22 protein-coding genes and 1 pseudogene are annotated in these 17,232 nt (G+C 47.7%); 19 read left to right on the forward strand and 4 right to left on the reverse strand.

Features of this window, described 5'->3' with window-relative positions:
* Nucleotides 1-321: 321 nt before the first annotated feature.
* Nucleotides 322-660, reverse strand: a complete 339-nt coding sequence (locus A3844_RS11810) for an immunoglobulin domain-containing protein (RefSeq protein WP_074087502.1) — start codon at nucleotides 658-660, stop codon at nucleotides 322-324.
* A 132-nt stretch (nucleotides 661-792) separates the two neighbouring features.
* Between A3844_RS11810 and A3844_RS11815 the strand changes: the two genes are divergently transcribed.
* The 3 genes from A3844_RS11815 to A3844_RS11825 all read left to right on the forward strand — a co-directional run bounded on the left by A3844_RS11815 (nucleotide 793) and on the right by A3844_RS11825 (nucleotide 3,120).
* A complete protein-coding gene (locus tag A3844_RS11815; protein WP_143192070.1) occupies nucleotides 793-2,079 on the forward strand; it encodes a site-specific DNA-methyltransferase in 1,287 nt (428 codons plus the stop codon).
* A gap of 182 nt (nucleotides 2,080-2,261) precedes the next feature.
* The gene (locus A3844_RS11820) at nucleotides 2,262-2,708 is read left to right on the forward strand and encodes an acetyltransferase (protein ID WP_074087503.1); all 447 of its coding nucleotides are present in this window, start codon (nucleotides 2,262-2,264) and stop codon (nucleotides 2,706-2,708) included.
* Nucleotides 2,709-2,910: 202 nt separating this feature from the next.
* Nucleotides 2,911-3,120: a hypothetical protein gene (locus tag A3844_RS11825; protein WP_074107505.1), complete on the forward strand. Its 210-nt coding sequence runs from the start codon at nucleotides 2,911-2,913 to the stop codon at nucleotides 3,118-3,120.
* Here A3844_RS11825 and A3844_RS11830 read toward each other — a convergent pair whose 3' ends face one another.
* Nucleotides 3,121-3,831 carry a hypothetical protein gene (locus A3844_RS11830; RefSeq protein WP_074100389.1) on the reverse strand — a complete coding sequence of 237 codons (711 nt, stop codon included), beginning with the start codon at nucleotides 3,829-3,831 and terminating at the stop codon, nucleotides 3,121-3,123.
* Nucleotides 3,832-3,982: 151 nt separating this feature from the next.
* On the opposite strand from A3844_RS11830, the gene terS reads away from it, so the two are divergent.
* From terS to A3844_RS11900, 15 genes and pseudogenes are all read left to right on the forward strand, one after another.
* Entirely contained in the window at nucleotides 3,983-4,888 is a 906-nt protein-coding gene (gene terS, locus A3844_RS11835) for a phage terminase small subunit (protein WP_074100388.1), read from the forward strand.
* Between the two features lie 489 nt (nucleotides 4,889-5,377).
* Nucleotides 5,378-6,190, forward strand: coding sequence for a PBSX family phage terminase large subunit (locus A3844_RS33895; RefSeq protein ID WP_341864891.1), 813 nt, complete (start codon nucleotides 5,378-5,380; stop codon nucleotides 6,188-6,190).
* Between the two features lie 3 nt (nucleotides 6,191-6,193).
* Nucleotides 6,194-7,672: a phage portal protein gene (locus tag A3844_RS11845; protein ID WP_074087506.1), complete on the forward strand. Its 1,479-nt coding sequence runs from the start codon at nucleotides 6,194-6,196 to the stop codon at nucleotides 7,670-7,672.
* Nucleotides 7,665-8,486, forward strand: a complete 822-nt coding sequence (locus tag A3844_RS11850) for a structural protein (protein WP_244169756.1) — start codon at nucleotides 7,665-7,667, stop codon at nucleotides 8,484-8,486. The genes A3844_RS11845 and A3844_RS11850 overlap by 8 nt, the downstream gene beginning before the upstream one ends.
* 37 nt (nucleotides 8,487-8,523) lie before the next feature.
* Entirely contained in the window at nucleotides 8,524-9,750 is a 1,227-nt protein-coding gene (locus A3844_RS11855; protein ID WP_074107506.1) for an XkdF-like putative serine protease domain-containing protein, read from the forward strand.
* A gap of 21 nt (nucleotides 9,751-9,771) precedes the next feature.
* Nucleotides 9,772-10,719: a major capsid protein gene (locus A3844_RS11860; protein ID WP_074100385.1), complete on the forward strand. Its 948-nt coding sequence runs from the start codon at nucleotides 9,772-9,774 to the stop codon at nucleotides 10,717-10,719.
* Nucleotides 10,719-11,024, forward strand: a complete 306-nt coding sequence (locus tag A3844_RS11865; protein ID WP_074087509.1) for a Rho termination factor N-terminal domain-containing protein — start codon at nucleotides 10,719-10,721, stop codon at nucleotides 11,022-11,024. Before A3844_RS11860 ends, A3844_RS11865 begins: the two co-directional genes overlap by 1 nt.
* Nucleotides 11,002-11,388, forward strand: coding sequence for a hypothetical protein (locus A3844_RS11870; RefSeq protein ID WP_074100384.1), 387 nt, complete (start codon nucleotides 11,002-11,004; stop codon nucleotides 11,386-11,388). Before A3844_RS11865 ends, A3844_RS11870 begins: the two co-directional genes overlap by 23 nt.
* Nucleotides 11,389-11,396: 8 nt before the next feature.
* Nucleotides 11,397-11,711, forward strand: a complete 315-nt coding sequence (locus A3844_RS11875) for a hypothetical protein (RefSeq protein ID WP_244169757.1) — start codon at nucleotides 11,397-11,399, stop codon at nucleotides 11,709-11,711.
* Nucleotides 11,704-12,222: an HK97 gp10 family phage protein gene (locus A3844_RS11880; protein WP_244169764.1), complete on the forward strand. Its 519-nt coding sequence runs from the start codon at nucleotides 11,704-11,706 to the stop codon at nucleotides 12,220-12,222. Before A3844_RS11875 ends, A3844_RS11880 begins: the two co-directional genes overlap by 8 nt.
* Entirely contained in the window at nucleotides 12,219-12,710 is a 492-nt protein-coding gene (locus A3844_RS11885; RefSeq protein ID WP_074087513.1) for a hypothetical protein, read from the forward strand. The genes A3844_RS11880 and A3844_RS11885 overlap by 4 nt, the downstream gene beginning before the upstream one ends.
* A 124-nt stretch (nucleotides 12,711-12,834) precedes the next feature.
* Nucleotides 12,835-13,197: a hypothetical protein gene (locus A3844_RS11890; RefSeq protein ID WP_074107507.1), complete on the forward strand. Its 363-nt coding sequence runs from the start codon at nucleotides 12,835-12,837 to the stop codon at nucleotides 13,195-13,197.
* A 128-nt stretch (nucleotides 13,198-13,325) separates the two neighbouring features.
* Nucleotides 13,326-13,493, forward strand: a complete 168-nt coding sequence (locus A3844_RS32770; protein ID WP_167374671.1) for a hypothetical protein — start codon at nucleotides 13,326-13,328, stop codon at nucleotides 13,491-13,493.
* Nucleotides 13,494-13,554: 61 nt separating this feature from the next.
* Nucleotides 13,555-13,833 (forward strand): hypothetical protein, encoded by a 279-nt coding sequence (locus A3844_RS11895; protein WP_244169758.1) that lies wholly within the window; start codon nucleotides 13,555-13,557, stop codon nucleotides 13,831-13,833.
* Nucleotides 13,800-14,743, forward strand: a pseudogene (locus A3844_RS11900) (transposase); the annotation flags it as partial. The gene A3844_RS11895 and the pseudogene A3844_RS11900, both read left to right, overlap by 34 nt.
* Before the next feature lie 150 nt (nucleotides 14,744-14,893).
* On the opposite strand, the gene A3844_RS11905 reads toward A3844_RS11900, so the two are convergent.
* Both A3844_RS11905 and A3844_RS11910 read right to left on the reverse strand, forming a co-directional pair.
* The gene (locus A3844_RS11905) at nucleotides 14,894-15,109 is read right to left on the reverse strand and encodes a DUF3006 domain-containing protein (RefSeq protein WP_074087515.1); all 216 of its coding nucleotides are present in this window, start codon (nucleotides 15,107-15,109) and stop codon (nucleotides 14,894-14,896) included.
* On the reverse strand, nucleotides 15,090-16,169 hold the full coding sequence (locus A3844_RS11910; RefSeq protein ID WP_074087516.1) for an MBL fold metallo-hydrolase: 1,080 nt from the start codon (nucleotides 16,167-16,169) through the stop codon (nucleotides 15,090-15,092). The genes A3844_RS11905 and A3844_RS11910 overlap by 20 nt, the downstream gene beginning before the upstream one ends.
* A gap of 441 nt (nucleotides 16,170-16,610) precedes the next feature.
* Here A3844_RS11910 and fur point away from each other — a divergent pair, with 441 nt between their 5' ends.
* A complete protein-coding gene (gene fur / locus A3844_RS11915) occupies nucleotides 16,611-17,078 on the forward strand; it encodes a ferric iron uptake transcriptional regulator (protein WP_074087517.1) in 468 nt (155 codons plus the stop codon).
* Nucleotides 17,079-17,232: the final 154 nt, after the last annotated feature.

Genomic DNA, 17,232 nt, shown 5'->3' on the forward strand with positions numbered 1-17,232 from the left:
ATGGTTGCTCGACACTTCCATTTTACCAAAGGGCGATTTCTTTTTGTGATTTTTGAAAGAATTGTAGGAACGTTCCCCCGCTTAAACAGCGGAGAGGACGGACTGATTGCGGAAAAGCGGTAGCGGTCGCCTTGCTCTCCGGATTTTTACCGCTACGGGAAATAAATAAAATCTGGAGAGCACAGCGATTGTAGCAACGGTCCGTTCGCGGAGCGTCCGCACCAAGTGCGCAAGTCCATCCAACTCAAAAACAGCGGGGCTGTCTCAAGTAGCCATTTCATGGCTTTTGAGACAGCCCCCTTTTTGTATAACAAATTAATACTAATTAATATATACATGAACAAATTCTAATGAATTCCCATACTTATCAATTACGTAAATATCACCTACAAAACCGTCATCGTCAGTGATGGGGCTTGTAGTGGCAGTAACTAGTCCTTTGCTTGAAACTGTGAGGTTCTTAAAGTCGCCTTGGAGTATAACATACTTATATCCTGTTCCTGAACCTAACTGATAAGTTCCACCAGGGGTAAGGTGAATTGAATATACTATCTGTTGAGCTTTTGCCTCAGCTGTAGGAGTAAAAAGCGGGGAGTTTGAAAAGAAGAGGCCAAACGACAACATTAGAGCAGCAAATGATGCTAATAAGAGTTTTTTCATTCAAAAGAAACCTCCTTAAATTTTGTTAGATAACCTTACCTCTAATTACAAAAAAAGTAAGTGATGAACATCATGCTTTGTTACATTGAATAATTTTCTTTTACAAAATTCCTTACACGGGGGTTCTGGATAATGATTCTTAAGACCATATCAATCGAGCAAATTAACGCAGCAACCTACAACCCAAGAATTGATTTAAAGCCAGGAGATCCGGAGTATGAGAAGCTTCGCCGTAGCCTGGACGAATTCGGCTACGTTGACCCAATCGTTTGGAATGAGCAGACTGGTAACATGGTCGGCGGCCATCAGCGGTACAAGGTACTGGTCAATGAGCAGAACTGCACGGAGCTGGCCGTATCGGTAGTTAACCTAGACCCGGAGCGGGAGCGTCTGCTGAATCTGGCGCTGAATAAGGTATCTGGCCGCTGGGATGATGAAGCCTTGGCGCAATTGCTGAGTGAGCTGCAGGAAGGCGAGGCGGATCTGGCGCTGTCCGGTTTTGATCCGGAGGAGATCAAAGAGCTGATCACAGAGTTCGGCGGCATGCCGGATACCGAGATTGATCTACCGGTTGTGGAAGACGAATTCGACGTCAATGGAGCCCTTGATCAAATCAAAGAGCCTGAAACGCAGCGCGGTGACATTTGGCAGCTTGGCCGGCACATTCTCATGTGTGGTGATTCTACGGATGCTGAGGATGTTGCCAAACTGATGGACGGGGTGAAGGCGTCTCTAATTGTAACGGACCCCCCTTATAATGTGGCGGTACAGAGCGACTCAGCCCGCTTGGCTGCCGATGGTCGCAGCTCTATAATGAACGACGATATGCCCGCAGAGGAGTTTGCGGGCTTTTTGCATGCCGTCTTTGAACAGTACGCCGTGGCCATGGAACCGACCGCTGCAATCTATGTCTTCCATCCTTCATCCTATCAGCGGGAATTTGAGGACGCGATGAACGTCGCAGGGATTACGGTACGCTGCCAGTGCATTTGGGTCAAGAACGTGGCCACTTTCGGCTGGGCACAATACCGCTGGAAGCATGAGCCGGTCTTTTATGGCCATATGATGGGCAAGGCCCCGGCATGGTACGGCGATCGTACTCAGACCACGGTCTGGCGGTCCGGTTTACCGGCAGAAGATCCACTCCCTGAAACGGTTTGGGAGGTTTCAAAGGGGGATGTAACCAAATATGTTCATCCTACACAGAAGCCACTTGAGCTGCTGGCCATACCGATCCGGAACAGTAGCCAGCGTGAGGATATTGTGGTCGACCTATTCGGTGGCAGCGGCTCCACCCTTATGACTTGTGACCAGCTTGGCCGGACATGCCGGACAATGGAACTGGATCCGATCTTCTGTGATGTCATTAAGAAGCGATATCAGGAAGCTCCCGATATTGAGCCCGTGCTGATCCCGTAGTTTAAAGGTAGGCTTAAGTTTTGTATTTGATTTCTTATTAAGCTAACGATAGGATAGTACGGTGGCGATTACTTATCTTTGTAAAAGCTTCCCATTTCCATGTTTGACTCTGTATGATATTAAAAAGAAGATTTATCAAGGGGATTAATCTTTTGACAAATTAGAAATACGGAGGCTGAGTAATGCTAAACAAAATTGTCCCATATGAAGAAAACTATCATGATAATTTAATAAATATTTGGTACAAGGCTGTGTGTCATACACACACATTTTTGACTGATGAGGATATTGAATTTTATCATCAGATGCTTCAAAACGGAGCGCTAAATGAAGTTGAGATTTGGTTGGAATTGAACGAAAATGAAGAACCGACAGGGTTTATTGGGCTTGACGGAACAAAGATAGAGATGCTATTCGTAGATCCCAAATATCACGGAAGGGGTATAGGTAGTCGATTGATAAAACATGCCAAAAAATTAAAAGGCAGCAATCTCCAGGTTGATGTGAATGAGCAAAACGATGGAGCGTACACATTCTATAAACGGTTTGGTTTTGTACAGATAGGACGATCGGAATTGGACGGTTCAGGACGACCCTTCCCCTTACTTCATCTAGTAATAAAAAGTTAAGCTACGTGACACTATAATTTAAAATCAACCGCCTAAAGATTGGGCGGTTTTCTTATGCCAAGACATATTAAAAGGAGGACGCGTTAACGTCCTCCCAATCACCCAGGGTATCCCCCGGCTGAGACAGCGGTCCGCCGCGCGCGGCATTTTCGGACATCCGCTGTCTCGTTTCCAAATATACACGGAAGCCGAGGGGAACGCAATGGGAACAAAAGATAAACTTTTATTGCAACATGAGCTCGAAGTTATGGCTGGTATCCTCGAAAGTAAGGCGCAATACCGGAAGATCGTTAAGGCCGGCATAGCCAAGTGGGTCAAGGACTTCCAGGACGGTCGAATTGAAATTAAGACGGTGGACGATCTGAAGAAGCTGATTGAGATTGATATTGAGCTGCAGAAGGATGAAATATAATTATTGCTCTATGAAATAGTTATCATCATCAGCAGAATTAAATGTTTCAATCTCAGATACCTCTTCTTCTATTTCAGGGTATTCAATATAGATAGGAGAGCTATCGCTTAATGGACTTGACAAGTTATAGTACACTTCATCTCTTTGAGTAGTCTGAGTATAAGGATATTGATATTGATTGTAGTTAGCATACGGGTAAGGTGATGTGATTTGATTATCACTATGATGATTGTAATGACTGAGTTGAGTGATTGCTGAACTTATTTCATTGTCTGTGTGTATTTCATAACTTCTATTAGACTTTTCTTGCCTGATAGATATACCTGTCTGACGTGCTATATCGTTCGGAAGAGATTTTTTCTTACACTCATCAAAAGACTTTTTCCCTGCGGTTTCAGCTGCAGCAATACCTGCCGCCACACCACCAAGTATTGCTCCAATACCACCAGTGGAACCAACTGTTGCTGCGTAGGCTACCTTAAATGCAGCAAGTGCTACGCTAGAAGCTACTTTTGCACAAGAAAGAATTGCTGCTTTTTGTACAGGGGTAGTTTGTTCTGGATACTTCGTTACAAGGTAAATTTCTATTTTCTTTCTTTTCATGCCAAAGCAAGGGTAAGGTACTTTAACACCTAATACCTTTTTGTAACATGTTTTTGAAAATGGCTCATCATAAACAATTCGACGTAATAAATTTTTATGTTCTGGCATTATATCCCATCCTTTTCAAAATAAGATCACCAGATAGATTATTCATTTGTTAGTCAGATACCCAAAGATACTGTGACAATTTACCGAATTGAAGACAAAAAAATATAAATATCCTTAATGTTGGGATTGTATGGGGGTGGTGACATGTAGCATGGCTAGAGAACGCAGTCCCGAGCGGGACAAGGGAAAGCAAATGTGGCTGGAGAGCAGCGGGACGATGAAGCTGAAGGACATCGCCGCTGCTCTTTTTGTTGGCGAAAATAAGGTCCGCAAGTGGAAGTCTGTTGATCGTTGGGAAGAAAAGCTCAAAGGGAACGTTTCACCCGAATCCAAAGAGAGCGTTCCAATTGAAACGAGAGGGAACGTTCCACATCGCGGCGCTCCCAAAGGGAACAAGAACGCAGTCGGCAATCGTGGCGGCGCTCCCCCGGGCAATCAAAACGCTAAGGGAAACAACGGCGGGACCGGTGGGCCGCCTGGCAACAAGAAGGCCGTCACCACCGGTGAACACGAAACTATCTGGTTGGATACCCTGACCGAAACTGAGCAGCAGCTTATCAATCAGGTGGATACTGACCCGATTATTCAGGCGAATGAATCTCTTTACCTCCTGACGATCTGGGAGCGGCGCATGATGCAGCGGATCAAATTCCTGATGGATGGGCTAACCGAAACGGAGCGTAACGTCTTTTATGAGCTTAAGGCTATCAAAGAAGTCGCTACTATTCACGACGAAAAGACAGGTATCACAAAGAAGATTCCGCACAGCCGAAATGAAATGATGGAGTCGAAGATCGAGGAGAAGGGCTTCCGTAAGCTGGACGACATTGTGAAGCTGGAGGAAGCCTTGACTCGCATTCAGGATAAGAAGATCCGAGCTATCGAGCTGAAGAACCGGCTGACCGACGACGAGAAGCGTATCCGTATTGAGACCATGGAGTATGAGCTGCAGATGCTGAGCGGTGGTGGCGGTAAGGAAGACTTCGAGGATGATGGCTTTATTGATGCGCTGAAGGGCATGGCGGCGGGAGTGTGGAGCGACGATGGCGAAGCTTAAACTCAAGCCGCCGGCGTTCAAGTGGTCTCCATTCTCCGATAAGCAGCTCAAGGTTCTGACCTGGTGGACACCGGAAAGCCCGCACCATGATAAGGATGCAATTATCTGTGACGGTTCGGTCCGGGCCGGGAAGACGGTCTGCATGTCGTTCTCTTTTATTGCGTGGGCGATGGACACCTTCCGAGGTGAACAATTCGGTATGTCCGGCAAGACCATCGGCGCACTCCGCCGTAACGTAGTCGGGCCACTAAAACGTATGCTGGCCAGCCGTGGGTATCATGTTCATGACAATCGATCTGAAAATGTACTCACCGTTACCCGGGGGCTTATCAGCAACCGGTTTTTCTTGTTTGGGGGCCGAGATGAAAGTTCACAGGATCTGATCGCCGGGATTACGCTGGCCGGCATGTTCTTTGATGAAGTGGCACTCATGCCAAAGTCCTTCGTAGACCAAGCGACCGCCCGTTGTTCGGTGGATGGTGCTAAGCTGTGGTTAACTGCAACCCAGCTGGCCCATATCATTGGTTTAAGATGGAATGGCTGGATCAGCTTCAGAAGAAGCATGCGCTGCAATTGCACTTCACAATGGAGGATAACCTGTCACTCTCCGAGCGGGTACGTGAGCGGTACCGGCGCATGTACAGCGGGATTTCCTATCAGCGGTACATCCTGGGTCTTTGGGTCATGGCCGAAGGAGTCATCTTCTCCAAGTTTGATGACGCGGTCCATAAGAAGGCACGGGACTGGTTCCCGGCCAAGTTTGACCGTAAGTTCATCTGTATTGACTACGGGGCCAATAATCCAACAGCGTTCCTGAAATACGGAGTCCGCGGGAACATCTATTATGAGCTGGAAGAGTATTATCACAACATCCGCCGCAAGGGTGAGAAAACGAATGGTGAATATGCGGATGACCTGGAAGCCTTTATTGACGGCGATGAGTATGCAATCTTCATCGACCCATCAGCAAAGGCTTTTATTATTGAGCTGAAGAAACGCGATATTAAGAATGTCCGGGCTGCTGTGAATACGGTACTGGATGGTATTCAGACGGTGTCCAACCGGTTCCAGCGCAATGAATTGTATATCTGTGCCGATAACACCAATTCCCTTCAGGAGTTGGTGTCTTACGTATGGGATGAAAAAGCCGCCGAACGCGGTGAGGACAAGCCCATTAAGCAAAACGACCATACCTGTGACGCGCGCCGGTATGGTATCCATACGGATTATCTGCTGCAGCGTGTGAAACAACGGAAGAAAGAGCGAGAGGAACGAATGGATAATGATTTGGGGTGGGTATAACGAATGAGCGGCGAAGCACAGTGGTTCCAGATAACAAAAGCAGAGGATAGGCACATTCCTTCCAGCGCGCAGCTGCCGGATAGCTTTGAGAACCTCTATGATCAGCATGGGCTGCTGCCATTCCCTCCTGGCAACGACCCTGCTTCCTGCAAGCTTCTGGTCCGAAACAGCAACATTATCCCGCAGTGCATTGAGGCATACAAGCGGAACATTGCCGGTTACGGCATTGCTTTGGAATATATCCCGGGGGAGAGCGATCAGACCGCGCTTGAGGAGTGGAACAGGGCCGACAAGTTTCTGGAGACCTGTAACCTGGAGGATACACCGGATGAGATTATCAGCTCTTTGATTGAGGACATTGAGAGTAGCGGGAATGCGAATGTGGAGGTCGCCTGGCCCACGGGTAGTGAGTTCCCGACACTCTACCGGATGAATCCCAAATATGTACGCTGTACCCGGGAAACTGACAAGGTGACAATCAAGCGGACGCGGCTGATCCGGTCGTCGAAGAAGGTCGAGGAGTTCTCGCAGGACATCTACGCCCGGAAATACGCCATGAAGCGCGGGCAGTCGGTAGTATGGTTCAGATCCTTCGGAACAGAAGGTCAAGGCAATCAGATCATTCCTCTGAAGCTTGGTAATGACGGCCCCTACGGGGAGCCGCGGTGGTTTGGGAATGCGCCGGGCGTGGTCGGCAGCCGGGAGGCTGAGGAGCTAAATGTTTCCTATTTCTCCAATGGCCGTATGCTTTCCATGCTGCTGACTGTGACCAATGGCCGGCTGACCAAGCAATCCATGGAGCTGTTGCGGAATGTTAAGGGAGCACAATCGCAGGGCGGCATACTTTACTTGGAAGCGATAGGGGAAGAGACCGGCGGGCCTTTAGATGAGAAGGTCGAGAAAGTGGCCATCAAGCTGGACAAACTGAATGATCTACTGCAGCAGGATGCATTGTTCCTGGAATATGGAAAGGACAAGAAAGCCGACATCCTATCCGCGTTCAGGTTGCCGCCGATTCTGGTGGGGCAGAGCTCCGATTACAATCGCGCTACGGCGCAGGCCGCGCTGCGGTTTGCAGAGGAGCAGGTCTTTGAGCCTTACCGCAAGTGGATTATGGATGAGATTTTCAATAAACGCCTGTTTCCGGCTATGGGCATCTTCCGGGTGCGGGCGACCCTGCGCGGGCCGCGCATCATTGACCCAGAAGACCGGAAGGCATTGCTGGACTTTATCGCAGACCGGGGCATAATGCTGGTGCGGGATCTGATTCCTATTGCTGAAGAAGTACTTGATACAACCATTGATGAGTCTAAGTACAGTGCGGAATACCTGGATACACCGATCGCGCAGCTTGTGAACAGCCAGCCGGCTATAACCGTACCTGAACCTGACTCCGATGTGAACGATCTGCAGGAGCGTGTGGCTACAATTGCCAAGCGTCTGCTACGTCAGAGTCATGATGAGGTAGTCGACCATGTGTAAGGAATGCTGGGAGCTCATCGCCAAAGCGGACGACACTGAGTTTCTAGACAGCCTGGAACTAACCAATGCAGAGCGCGCGGTGCTGGAAGAACTCTACAAGCAAGGAGAGAATCGGATTGTTGAGATTCTTGATCTTCAGGGGAAGGCGCTGCATGATGCGATTCTGGAACTCAGCGAGGAGCTGCTGCTTGATCTCGGGGAGCTGGGCAAGGTTATACAGTCCGTACAGTCCGGTGATTTATTCACAGTCCAGTTTGAACAGGCGGTATATGATGCCTTCACGCCGCTGTATCATCTTGCCGGCGAATCGGAGCTGACGGTCTTAAACACCGATAAGACCTGGTCCACGAAAAACAAGGCAGCGTCCCGATTCGCTAAGAACCTGCAGAAGCTTGTTCCAGATATGAACGGGACTAGTGCGGATGTCATGACCCGAGCCTTTCAGAAAGCCATCAAGGAGGGAAAGACACCCTCCGAGCGGGCATTGCTGGTGAGAGAGGTCAGCGCTGCCGCTGCTAAGGGAGACGCTGGCCCTTTTAACATAGAGCGGTCCATTACCGTTTCCCGAACCATGAGCACGGCCGCAGCCAACGGTGGTAAGTTGGAGGGTTGGAAGCAATCCGAGGTGGTCATCGGTAAGAAATGGCGTTCTTCGAAGGGTGATCGCACCAGGAAGACACACCGTAAGGCGAACGGCAGGTGCAGCCGCTGGACAAGCCTTTTGAAGTCGGTAAGAGCAAGCTTATGTTCCCTGGTGATCCTTCAGGACGACCGGAAGAAATTATACAATGCCGTTGCACAATGCAGTCGGTGATGGATTGATATTTCATGAAAGGAGGTGAGAACAGATTATGAGCTTTAAACTGAAAGACGCTAAGATTACGCATATCTCTCTGGTAGACAAGGGCGCAAACGGCGTGCCGTTTGCTATTATCAAGGCTGCTGGAAAGAATGCCATTCAGAAACAGGTCCAGATTGCCAAAATTGACGATGACAAGCGAATTGTCAAAGGAGTAGTGTATCAGCCGGATGTGGCCGATGCTCATGACGATCAAATGGATGAAGTCGAGATCGAGAAGGCAGCTCATCTCTTTATGGAGAAGCAACACACCTACAACATCGACAAGCAGCACGATCTCGAAGCCGACAAGGGATTTGTCATAGAGTCTTTCATTGCTCCTTGTGACATGACGCTCGGTGAGCAGCAGATCGCGAAGGGCTCCTGGGTGGCAGCTGTGAAAGTGACGGACGACGATACTTGGGAGGCCATAAAGAAATGCGAGATAACAGGCTTTTCAATGTGGGGTGTAGGTAAGCGGGAAGAGATCGAGGAGGAAGAGGAAGTATCCAAGGGGATCTTGAGCCGAATAGCCAAAGCGCTGGGGCTGATTGAAAAAGGCGCGGTCGCAGATAAATATCATAAGAACCGGAAGAACCGAGAATTTTGGGCGGCGCAGGATGCCCTCAACTCGGTTCTTTTTAATTGGGACAGCTGGCAGAGTGGACTGGAAACTGATGCGGAGACCATTCGGGAGGCGCTACAGGATTTTGTAGAGATCGCTCAAGGTGTGCTGATTCAGGACGACATTATCAAGGCCATCGGCGCGCCGCCGGAGCAGATTGCCAAAGCCGGTAAAAAGATTTCAGCCGGCAACCTGAAACACGTCGACGATGCTATCTCTGCTCTAACTGAATTGAAAAATAAAACGGCTCCCGTAGAAGAGGAGCCCGAGGGGGAAGACGAATTGAAAACTGAAGATATTGCCAAGGCCGTTACGGCCGCAATGGCCCCGATCGCTAAGCAGGTAGAAGGCCTGACGGCAGAGATTGCGGAGTTGAAGAAAGAGGAAGGTGTCGAGGGTGATCAACCCGCCGGTGCTGCTGCTCCGGCTGCGACCGTAGAAGAGACTGCGATTACAGATGCCATTGCCATAGCTCTGGCACCGTTGAGTGAGCAGATGCAGTCGCTAACAGCTGATGTGCAGCTGGTGAAGAATAGCCGCGGAGCCTCCGCTCAAGGTGATGAAGAAGAAATCAGCAAATCAGAAGGCGCCGTTAGTTTCGGACGCTTCCTGTAATTCGAAGGAGGAATGCATACTATGAAAACAAACGGTATTATCACGAGATCTAGCATCCAGAAATCAACTATTGTAACTACGATGGACCAAAACGCCTTGAACTATGAGGAAGTCGAAGCCTTCACCGATATGGCGTATGAGGCAAATGGTTTCTTGAAAGGCATCCGTCATGAGAACCGGAAGAGTTCCAAAGGGACCATCGATAAAGTCGGTGTGCGGGGCCGGAACATGCGCGGTAAAAAAGAGAATATCATGGCGACCAATACACCAGGGCTTACCTTCCCGCAGATTCCCTATTCAGTAGAGCCGGTAGTACTGCCTTTCGACATCACAGAAGAGTTTATCCGCCAGACGCAGCGGGTACGCGGTCAAAACGCTGAAGATATCATTATGCGGAACATGGCCAACAACTATGGTGAGAATATGCAGGATATTGGTTTTAATGGTGATAAGGCAACCCCGAACACTGATCCGGATTATGAGTTTCTGAGCATAAATGATGGGTGGTTGAAGAAGGCGCGTACCACCGGTCATTACTTAGATTGGAAAACACTTTCGGCTAAAGAGAAAACTGGGGTTTTGTTTGAGGTAGAGCGAGCGATCCCGACCCGGAACAGAGCCGGTGGCGTGTTCAAATATTTCATGCATCCGAACACCTTCAGCGAGCGTCTTCAGATGCTGGCGGAGAAGGATACAAGTGCATCAATCCAACTGCAGATTATGGGGGGTACGAAGCAAGTCAATGCTTATGATGTTGAAGAGGTCTGGAGTATGCCGGAAGGCGCCATTCTCTTTACCTATCAGCCGAACTTTGCCATGGTCCACACTTACGATATGCAGATTCGTAAGACGACTGAGGGCAAGGAAGCAATCTGGACGGATAAGCGGTTCTATGCGATTCACTCAGACTTTGACGCCATCTTCGAAGAACCGCAGGCCTTGGCTTATGTGGAAGGGGTGGAATTTTAATGCCATACGTAACCTACAGGGGCAAAAATGCCTCCCTTCGGCTATATAGTATCCGGTTCGAGCCGGCTAAGCCGGTGCTTGTACAAGACAAGACTGTGCTGGAAAAGCTGCGTGATCATCCTGATTTTGAAGTTAATGAGGAAAAGGTGATTCCGCTGGAGGACCTTACCGTTGTACAGTTGAAGGACAAAGCGAAGAAAGCCAGCATCGAAGGTTTTGCTGACATGAAGAAGCCTGAGCTGATCGCTGCTCTGAAGACGCTGGAAGGCGGCGGTGTTCCGAATGCTAACAACGACACTCCTTAAAATCCGCAGCCGTGTCAGCGCCGTGCAGGAGGAGACTGGTGACCAGCTTGAGCAGTACATCGATGACGCACAGACCCGGATAGAATTGTATTTACCTGTTCCTTTTCCAGCGATGGTAGATAAGCAGCTTTTGCTTGCCTGGGTGAAGCTGGCGGAATCGCTGGCCCTGCAGGACAGTGAGGAATACTTGGCTTCCGCTGCACGGGGCTATTCAGCAGAAAGTGATGGTGCCTGGACATACACCCGACTGGCGGTGGAGGGAAAGACCACGGGTAATGCTGATGTGGACTCTATCCTCTTCCTCTGGGTCAAGAAGCAGCAGTCCGGGCCGGATGATGGGAACATCACGGCCTATTTGCTATGAATCACCGCATGAATACCCCACTCTCGGTGTACCGGGTCGGCCGGCAGCAGGATGCGGACAATCTGTTCAGCGATCGGAAGGCGGGAAAGGTCGCGGATCTGAAATGTTTCGTTGTTAAGACGCAGACGGATGCCAAAGCAGAATCCAATCCTGTCATATACATTATCAAAAAGACAATAGGGGTTCCGAAGACAGCGGATGTTCGAATCAGTGACGAAGTTTTGCTGTTCGGACGCCGGTATCTGGTGATTGACTCTAACCCGCGCCGTTACTGGCGTGAACTGCTGGTGACTTGCGAGGTGAAGGGCAGTGAACATGCATGATTTTGATGGTTTGGCCAAGAAATTTAAGAAGTTTAGCGACGACGGTGTGAATCAAATTCTCCGGAACATCACGGAGGCTGTTGGCGAGACGCTGCTGAACCTTATCATCGACGAAATTGATGAGCAGGATCTGATCGACACCGGGACCATGTGGAACTCCTTTACTCGCGGGGAGGACGGCAACGTCTGGGAGTGGGATGTGGACCGGAATAGCATTACGCTGGAGGTCGGCTCTAATTTGGGTACGAGCAGCAGTGATCCCGGCAAGCGTGGGTATCCAAGGCTGCTGAATGACGGCTACACCATCCATAAGGCTCACTTTGTCCCGGGCTACTGGGCCTCCAATGGAACGTTTGTTTACGACCCTAGAGCAAAGACTGGGTTTATGGCCAAGCCCCGTTCTTTCATCGGCCGGCATTACTTTGATATTGCCATTCAGCAGTTGGAGGGTGGTATGAACGCTTTGATCATGAAGCGGCTGGAGAAGGAATTGGAGGGGATGCTATCATGATGGATGTTGGATTAAAAGCCTGGGCAGAACTCGTGCAGCAGGTCTATCCGGTTCTTCCAATTCTTCAAGATCGTTCCCGTTGGCTGGCCAGACAATTCGAGCAGCCGAGCGTATTTATAGAAACTGATCTAGTTTCCGATAAGGCGCACACCCCAGGGGCTGACCGGATCATAGAGGATGTGGGCCTGGTCTTCCACTACGATATGGAGCGGGACGACGATCAAGATCAGGGAGAGCCGGTTCCGTTTGACTTATCACCGTTCTTCCTGTACCTTCGTCAGCAGCGGTCCTGCGTGGCTTCACAGCGCTTTGGCATCATGATGGTGATAGAATCTCCGCGTACACGGTCGTTGAATGACCGGATTGAAATCACCTTCAGGTATTCATACCTTTTACACGTGCCGAAGTTGCTTGTGAACGGTGATGGCAGCCCAATTGGTAAGATCAATGATTTTTTTTTATTAAATCATATTGAGTTTCACTTATGACGAACAGACTTGCTCAACTAATAATTAAACTGCAGTCATTCATAATATAGTTAACATACCTCCTCCACTGAGGTATGTAATAATATAAGCAAATTATATATTATTAAAGGTGGTGTAATATTTTTTGTGGTTTTTGGGCCTTCTGTTTATTTTGATTTTTTATTTATCTATTGGTGAAATGTTGAACAGTTCAATGTTCAATATTGAATTTAGTTTATTTGATGGAATAATGCTTTTTCTACTATGTGTTGTAGTATTTCTATTCATTACATCAAAATATAAAAAACGAATAATAGTAATCTGGGTACTTTTATCTGTAGTACCTGGAGGAGCTTTTATTTTCTATGGCTATTATACCCCTAGTTCTGGAGGCTGGATTAGTTTTGGATGGGATTGGGGTTTATGGGATTTGTTCATACCAATAATAGTGGCAATAGCACAAGGGATCACAATTGGATTAATCAAAACTATTAAACCAAATGACTGAGGTTTGACTTTCAGCTTTCGTCGTAAACACAATGATGTACTATCAAAGATATTTTTGTGAAGTACAGAATTAACCGCCCAAGGATAGGCGGTTTTTCTTTTGTTCAGAAAAAGGGAGGATTGTTTAATATGAGCCTAAAAAAACAGATTCGCCAGCCTACTGATGCTGTTGTTCCAGATGACCTAAACAAGCGAAGTAAAAAGGAATGGATAGAGAGCGCAGTGGTTTTGAAGCGGGAACGCTTTGAAATTGCCGGCGCTCTTTTTGATTGTACAGATGAGGCCCTGCTCTCATAGGAAGAAGTCAATCAGAAAGTGCAGGACTATTTAGGCCTGACAACAAAGGAGGAAGTAGTGAATGTCGATACAACGGAATAGACCCGGCGCGTATGTTGAACTGAAGGCGGTCGCCAAGTCGCGTGTCCTGTCGGTATCAGGCCGCGTGCTTGTGCCGTATCAAGCGGAGTGGGGGCTGCCGAACAAAGCTGTAGATATGGCAGGCCAGCCCGAGCGCTTTAAAGAATCCGGGCTGCTTGTAGATGAGTTGGAGTTGGCAGCGGAGAACGGGGCGACTGTGGTCGGGTACCGCGTGACCAATGGCAGCGAAGTGGCTGCATTACACTGGATGAATCCATGAAGACCGCCTTTCCGGTCAAAGTGACTACCGATGTCATTGAGGATGAGGTGCGATACTGCCAGCAGCTTGTCGCAGTAATTGAGCAGGACGGGCGTTTTACGGGACTACCTAAGGTGACTGAGCCATTGAATCTATTGAAAGAAAGCATTGCTGATGATTTGGAGCATCTACAAACTTCTACGGATGCGGATGCCAAAGTGGGCCATAAAACGGCGGACTCCTCCTTTTTCGGATACAAAACTCATATCGCGATGAGCGAAGAACGAATCATTACGGCGGCAACGATTACCATAGGGGAAAAGAGTGACGGGAAAGAATTGCAAACCTTGATTGAAAAAAGCAAAGAAGCTGGAATGATTGTAGACACCGTCATTGGAGACACCGCCTATTCTGAAAAAGACAACATCGCCTACAGCATGAAACATGAAATTGAGCTGATATCGAAGTTAAATCCAATGATTACGCAAGGTGCCCGCGCGAAGGAAGATGAGTTTGAGTTTAACAAAGATGCAGGAATGTACGTATGCAAAGCCGGACATCTGGCGATCCGCAGGGCACGTCAGGGCAAAAAAGGTCAAGGGAAAAACCAGAAGCACACCTATTACTTTGATGTTGAACGGTGCAAAAAGTGCCCGATGAGAGAAGGGTGTTATACGGAAGGTGCAAAAAGCAAAACGTATTCGGTGAGCATAAAGAGCCATGAGCATTTAAAACAAGCTGCGTTTCAGGAAAGTGAGGCCTTTAAATCCAAGGCTAAAGAACGGTATAAGATTGAAGCAAAAAACAGCGAACTTAAACACAGACACGGGTACGACGTTGCGTCCTCCTCGGGTTTAATTGGCATGGAAATTCAGGGTCCATGGCGATATTCACCGTTAATTTAAAACGAATATTGAAACTTATGGAGTAAACAACGGCCATGTAAGGCGAACAGGGAGAAAAAAAGACGACGCTCCATTCGGAAGTAACAGAATGGACGTCGTCTTTTTGATACATGATCGTGTTTGAACCATGAAAGGCTGGTTTTTCAGTGGCCCCCGAAGTGACCGGGGCATTTTTATTATTCTTCAAACAATTCGTCCATTAAACTATCAATTTCCTCTTTCCGTGAGTCCGTATCCTCAGTATCTATTATGACCTTGCCGTCCTCGAAAATAAGGGTGTCTCCAGTCTTTACCTCTGCAGGTAATTCTGATTTTAGGATATCTTCCGTTTTACCATCAAATTCAATGACTGCATACTCACCCTCGAAGCGATCAATAATTCCCTTCCTCATTTACTTGCCCCCTTGGTAGTAGTATTTTATTTCCATCACTAATTGCAGTAATAGTTCCCTTTTGATCAGTTCGCAAAACTGAAGCATTCGCGCTTTTTAGCCTTGTCAATATGCCTGAATCCGGATGACCATAATTGTTTTTCCCGACGCTTATAATGGCGAGGGTTGGTTTGACAGCATCGAGAAAGGCTTTGCTGGTTGAGCTGCTGGAGCCATGATGGCCGACCTTTAGTACATCGGCTTTCAAACTCTTACCATCCGCAAGCATATCATTTTCAGACTTCAGTTCAGCATCTCCGGTGAATAAGAAGGACTTATTTTTATAAGTAACCTTTAGAACTGCGCTCCAATCGTTAAGATCATCACCATAGGTATTAACGGGCGCAAGGAAATTTGCTTCTACACCCGTCAAAGGAATAGTAACTCCCTTAGTCACTGCTTTTATAGTGCGCCCTTCATTTTTAACTGCTGTCAGGAAATCCTTATAGGTTTGCGTGGTATGAGACACCTTCGGTGCATAAACAGACTTCACATTGAGGGCCTTTAGAACATCATCCAATCCACCAATATGATCTGCGTCGGGATGAGTAGCCACCATGGCATCAAGCGTCTTTACTCCCAAAGCATTTAAATACTTTACAACATTCTTTCCTTGATCATTGTTGCCACCGTCGATTAGGACGTACTGATTGTTTGGCGTTCGGATCAAGGTGGAGTCACCTTGTCCAACATCGAAAAAGTAAACCTGCAGAGTGCCGACATTTTGTTTTTTAGGCACGATCAAAGTAGGAGCTGGTGTTGTAGTTGGTTTGGTTGTAGGCTTTGCGGTCGGTTTTATAACTGGTTTGGCTGTTGGTTTGGCAGTGGCAGCCGGAGCTGATTTAGAACCTCCGCCATTGTGGTAGTAGTATTCACCGTTTTCCAGTCCCCATTTTGCACAATTGGTACGGCAGTAATGACCACCATTTGAATCTGTTCTACCCGGATGTGCATTGGCGATAACAGGAAGCAAGATCAATAAAACCGACAAGATCATTGATAAAGCAATTCTATTCTTCATAAAATCCCCCAAGAGATGTTCTGGAGGTAGTCTATCAGAATAAGGGAATATTTTGTACTTGAAAAAAACAAATCAATAATAAAGATCAAAGTATATTTCAGTAGAAGAAACCGGGTTCTCATCATCTTTTACCTAAAAATAATCACGTAAAAAACACATTTTATCTAAAACAAGCTTCAGAGTATTTTAGAAAATGAATGAATTATATCCAAGACATCAAAAAAAGAGTGGGTGCTAAGTTAAAATACACTACATTAAAATGTCTGCATGATGCGCTGGGTTACACCTATGCTGGTCCCCAAAGGATAACAGGGATTACCGGGTTGCTTCTTAGGAGCTCTCCGCTCCAAAAGCGTTTGACTTCTCAAACCGACTCCCCCTATAATGGAAGAAGTGATTTTGGTTGCCCGGAGCGGTAATTTTCCAAGGGGGAGGCAGACAATGGAAGCCCGGATAGATAAGATTAAGCAACAGCTACAATCCCAAGGATATAAGCTGACACCCCAACGGGAAGCGACTTTAAGAGTGCTGCTGGAGAATGAGGAAGACCACTTAAGCGCAGAAGATGTTTTCATGCTGGTGAAGGAGAAAGCTCCTGAGATCGGTCTCGCTACTGTCTATCGTACTCTGGAGCTGCTTAGTGAACTTCATGTCGTGGAGAAGATCAATTTCGGTGATGGCGTGGCCCGTTATGACTTGCGGACAGATACAGCGAAGCATCACCACCATCATCTAATCTGTGTGCAGTGCGGCACGATGGATGAGATTCGCGAAGATTGGCTCGGACCGCTGGAAGAGCGGCTGGAGAACGAGTTTAATTTTACCGTGCTGGATCATAGACTTGATTTTCACGGAATCTGCTACCGCTGCAAGGACAAGAACAGCACGGACAGCAAGCCTTCCGAATAAGCTTATAGATGAGGATTTACCGCATAAGCTCTCCCCGGTACGATATACCGGAGGGGGCTTTTTAAATGATTTACAGTGCTTCATACATATTAGAAGTCACCGGTGCATAGAGTGTAGGACGAGTTCGTGGGGCTAAATTGCTCCATAAAATTTG

The sequence above is a fragment of the Paenibacillus helianthi genome, from assembly GCF_001909055.1.
GTDB classification, from domain to species: Bacteria; Bacillota; Bacilli; order Paenibacillales; family Paenibacillaceae; genus Paenibacillus_AQ; species Paenibacillus_AQ helianthi.

Bases quoted from the DNA above. Each gene is read 5' to 3' on its own strand.
- A3844_RS11870 (WP_074100384.1), top strand. From the start codon at position 11,002: ATGCTAACAACGACACTCCTTAAAATCCGCAGCCGTGTCAGCGCCGTG.
- A3844_RS11855 (WP_074107506.1), top strand. From the start codon at position 8,524: ATGAGCTTTAAACTGAAAGACGCTAAGATTACGCATATCTCTCTGGTA.
- A3844_RS11820 (WP_074087503.1), top strand. From the start codon at position 2,262: ATGCTAAACAAAATTGTCCCATATGAAGAAAACTATCATGATAATTTA.
- A3844_RS11885 (WP_074087513.1), top strand. From the start codon at position 12,219: ATGATGGATGTTGGATTAAAAGCCTGGGCAGAACTCGTGCAGCAGGTC.
- A3844_RS11905 (WP_074087515.1), bottom strand. From the start codon at position 15,109: ATGAGGAAGGGAATTATTGATCGCTTCGAGGGTGAGTATGCAGTCATT.
- terS (WP_074100388.1), top strand. From the start codon at position 3,983: ATGGCTAGAGAACGCAGTCCCGAGCGGGACAAGGGAAAGCAAATGTGG.
- A3844_RS11850 (WP_244169756.1), top strand. From the start codon at position 7,665: ATGTGTAAGGAATGCTGGGAGCTCATCGCCAAAGCGGACGACACTGAG.
- A3844_RS11830 (WP_074100389.1), bottom strand. From the start codon at position 3,831: ATGCCAGAACATAAAAATTTATTACGTCGAATTGTTTATGATGAGCCA.
- A3844_RS11810 (WP_074087502.1), bottom strand. From the start codon at position 660: ATGAAAAAACTCTTATTAGCATCATTTGCTGCTCTAATGTTGTCGTTT.
- A3844_RS11895 (WP_244169758.1), top strand. From the start codon at position 13,555: ATGTCGATACAACGGAATAGACCCGGCGCGTATGTTGAACTGAAGGCG.
- A3844_RS11815 (WP_143192070.1), top strand. From the start codon at position 793: ATGATTCTTAAGACCATATCAATCGAGCAAATTAACGCAGCAACCTAC.
- A3844_RS11880 (WP_244169764.1), top strand. From the start codon at position 11,704: ATGCATGATTTTGATGGTTTGGCCAAGAAATTTAAGAAGTTTAGCGAC.
- A3844_RS32770 (WP_167374671.1), top strand. From the start codon at position 13,326: ATGAGCCTAAAAAAACAGATTCGCCAGCCTACTGATGCTGTTGTTCCA.
- A3844_RS11825 (WP_074107505.1), top strand. From the start codon at position 2,911: ATGGGAACAAAAGATAAACTTTTATTGCAACATGAGCTCGAAGTTATG.
- A3844_RS11860 (WP_074100385.1), top strand. From the start codon at position 9,772: ATGAAAACAAACGGTATTATCACGAGATCTAGCATCCAGAAATCAACT.
- A3844_RS11910 (WP_074087516.1), bottom strand. From the start codon at position 16,169: ATGAAGAATAGAATTGCTTTATCAATGATCTTGTCGGTTTTATTGATC.
- fur (WP_074087517.1), top strand. From the start codon at position 16,611: ATGGAAGCCCGGATAGATAAGATTAAGCAACAGCTACAATCCCAAGGA.
- A3844_RS11845 (WP_074087506.1), top strand. From the start codon at position 6,194: ATGAGCGGCGAAGCACAGTGGTTCCAGATAACAAAAGCAGAGGATAGG.
- A3844_RS11875 (WP_244169757.1), top strand. From the start codon at position 11,397: ATGAATACCCCACTCTCGGTGTACCGGGTCGGCCGGCAGCAGGATGCG.
- A3844_RS11865 (WP_074087509.1), top strand. From the start codon at position 10,719: ATGCCATACGTAACCTACAGGGGCAAAAATGCCTCCCTTCGGCTATAT.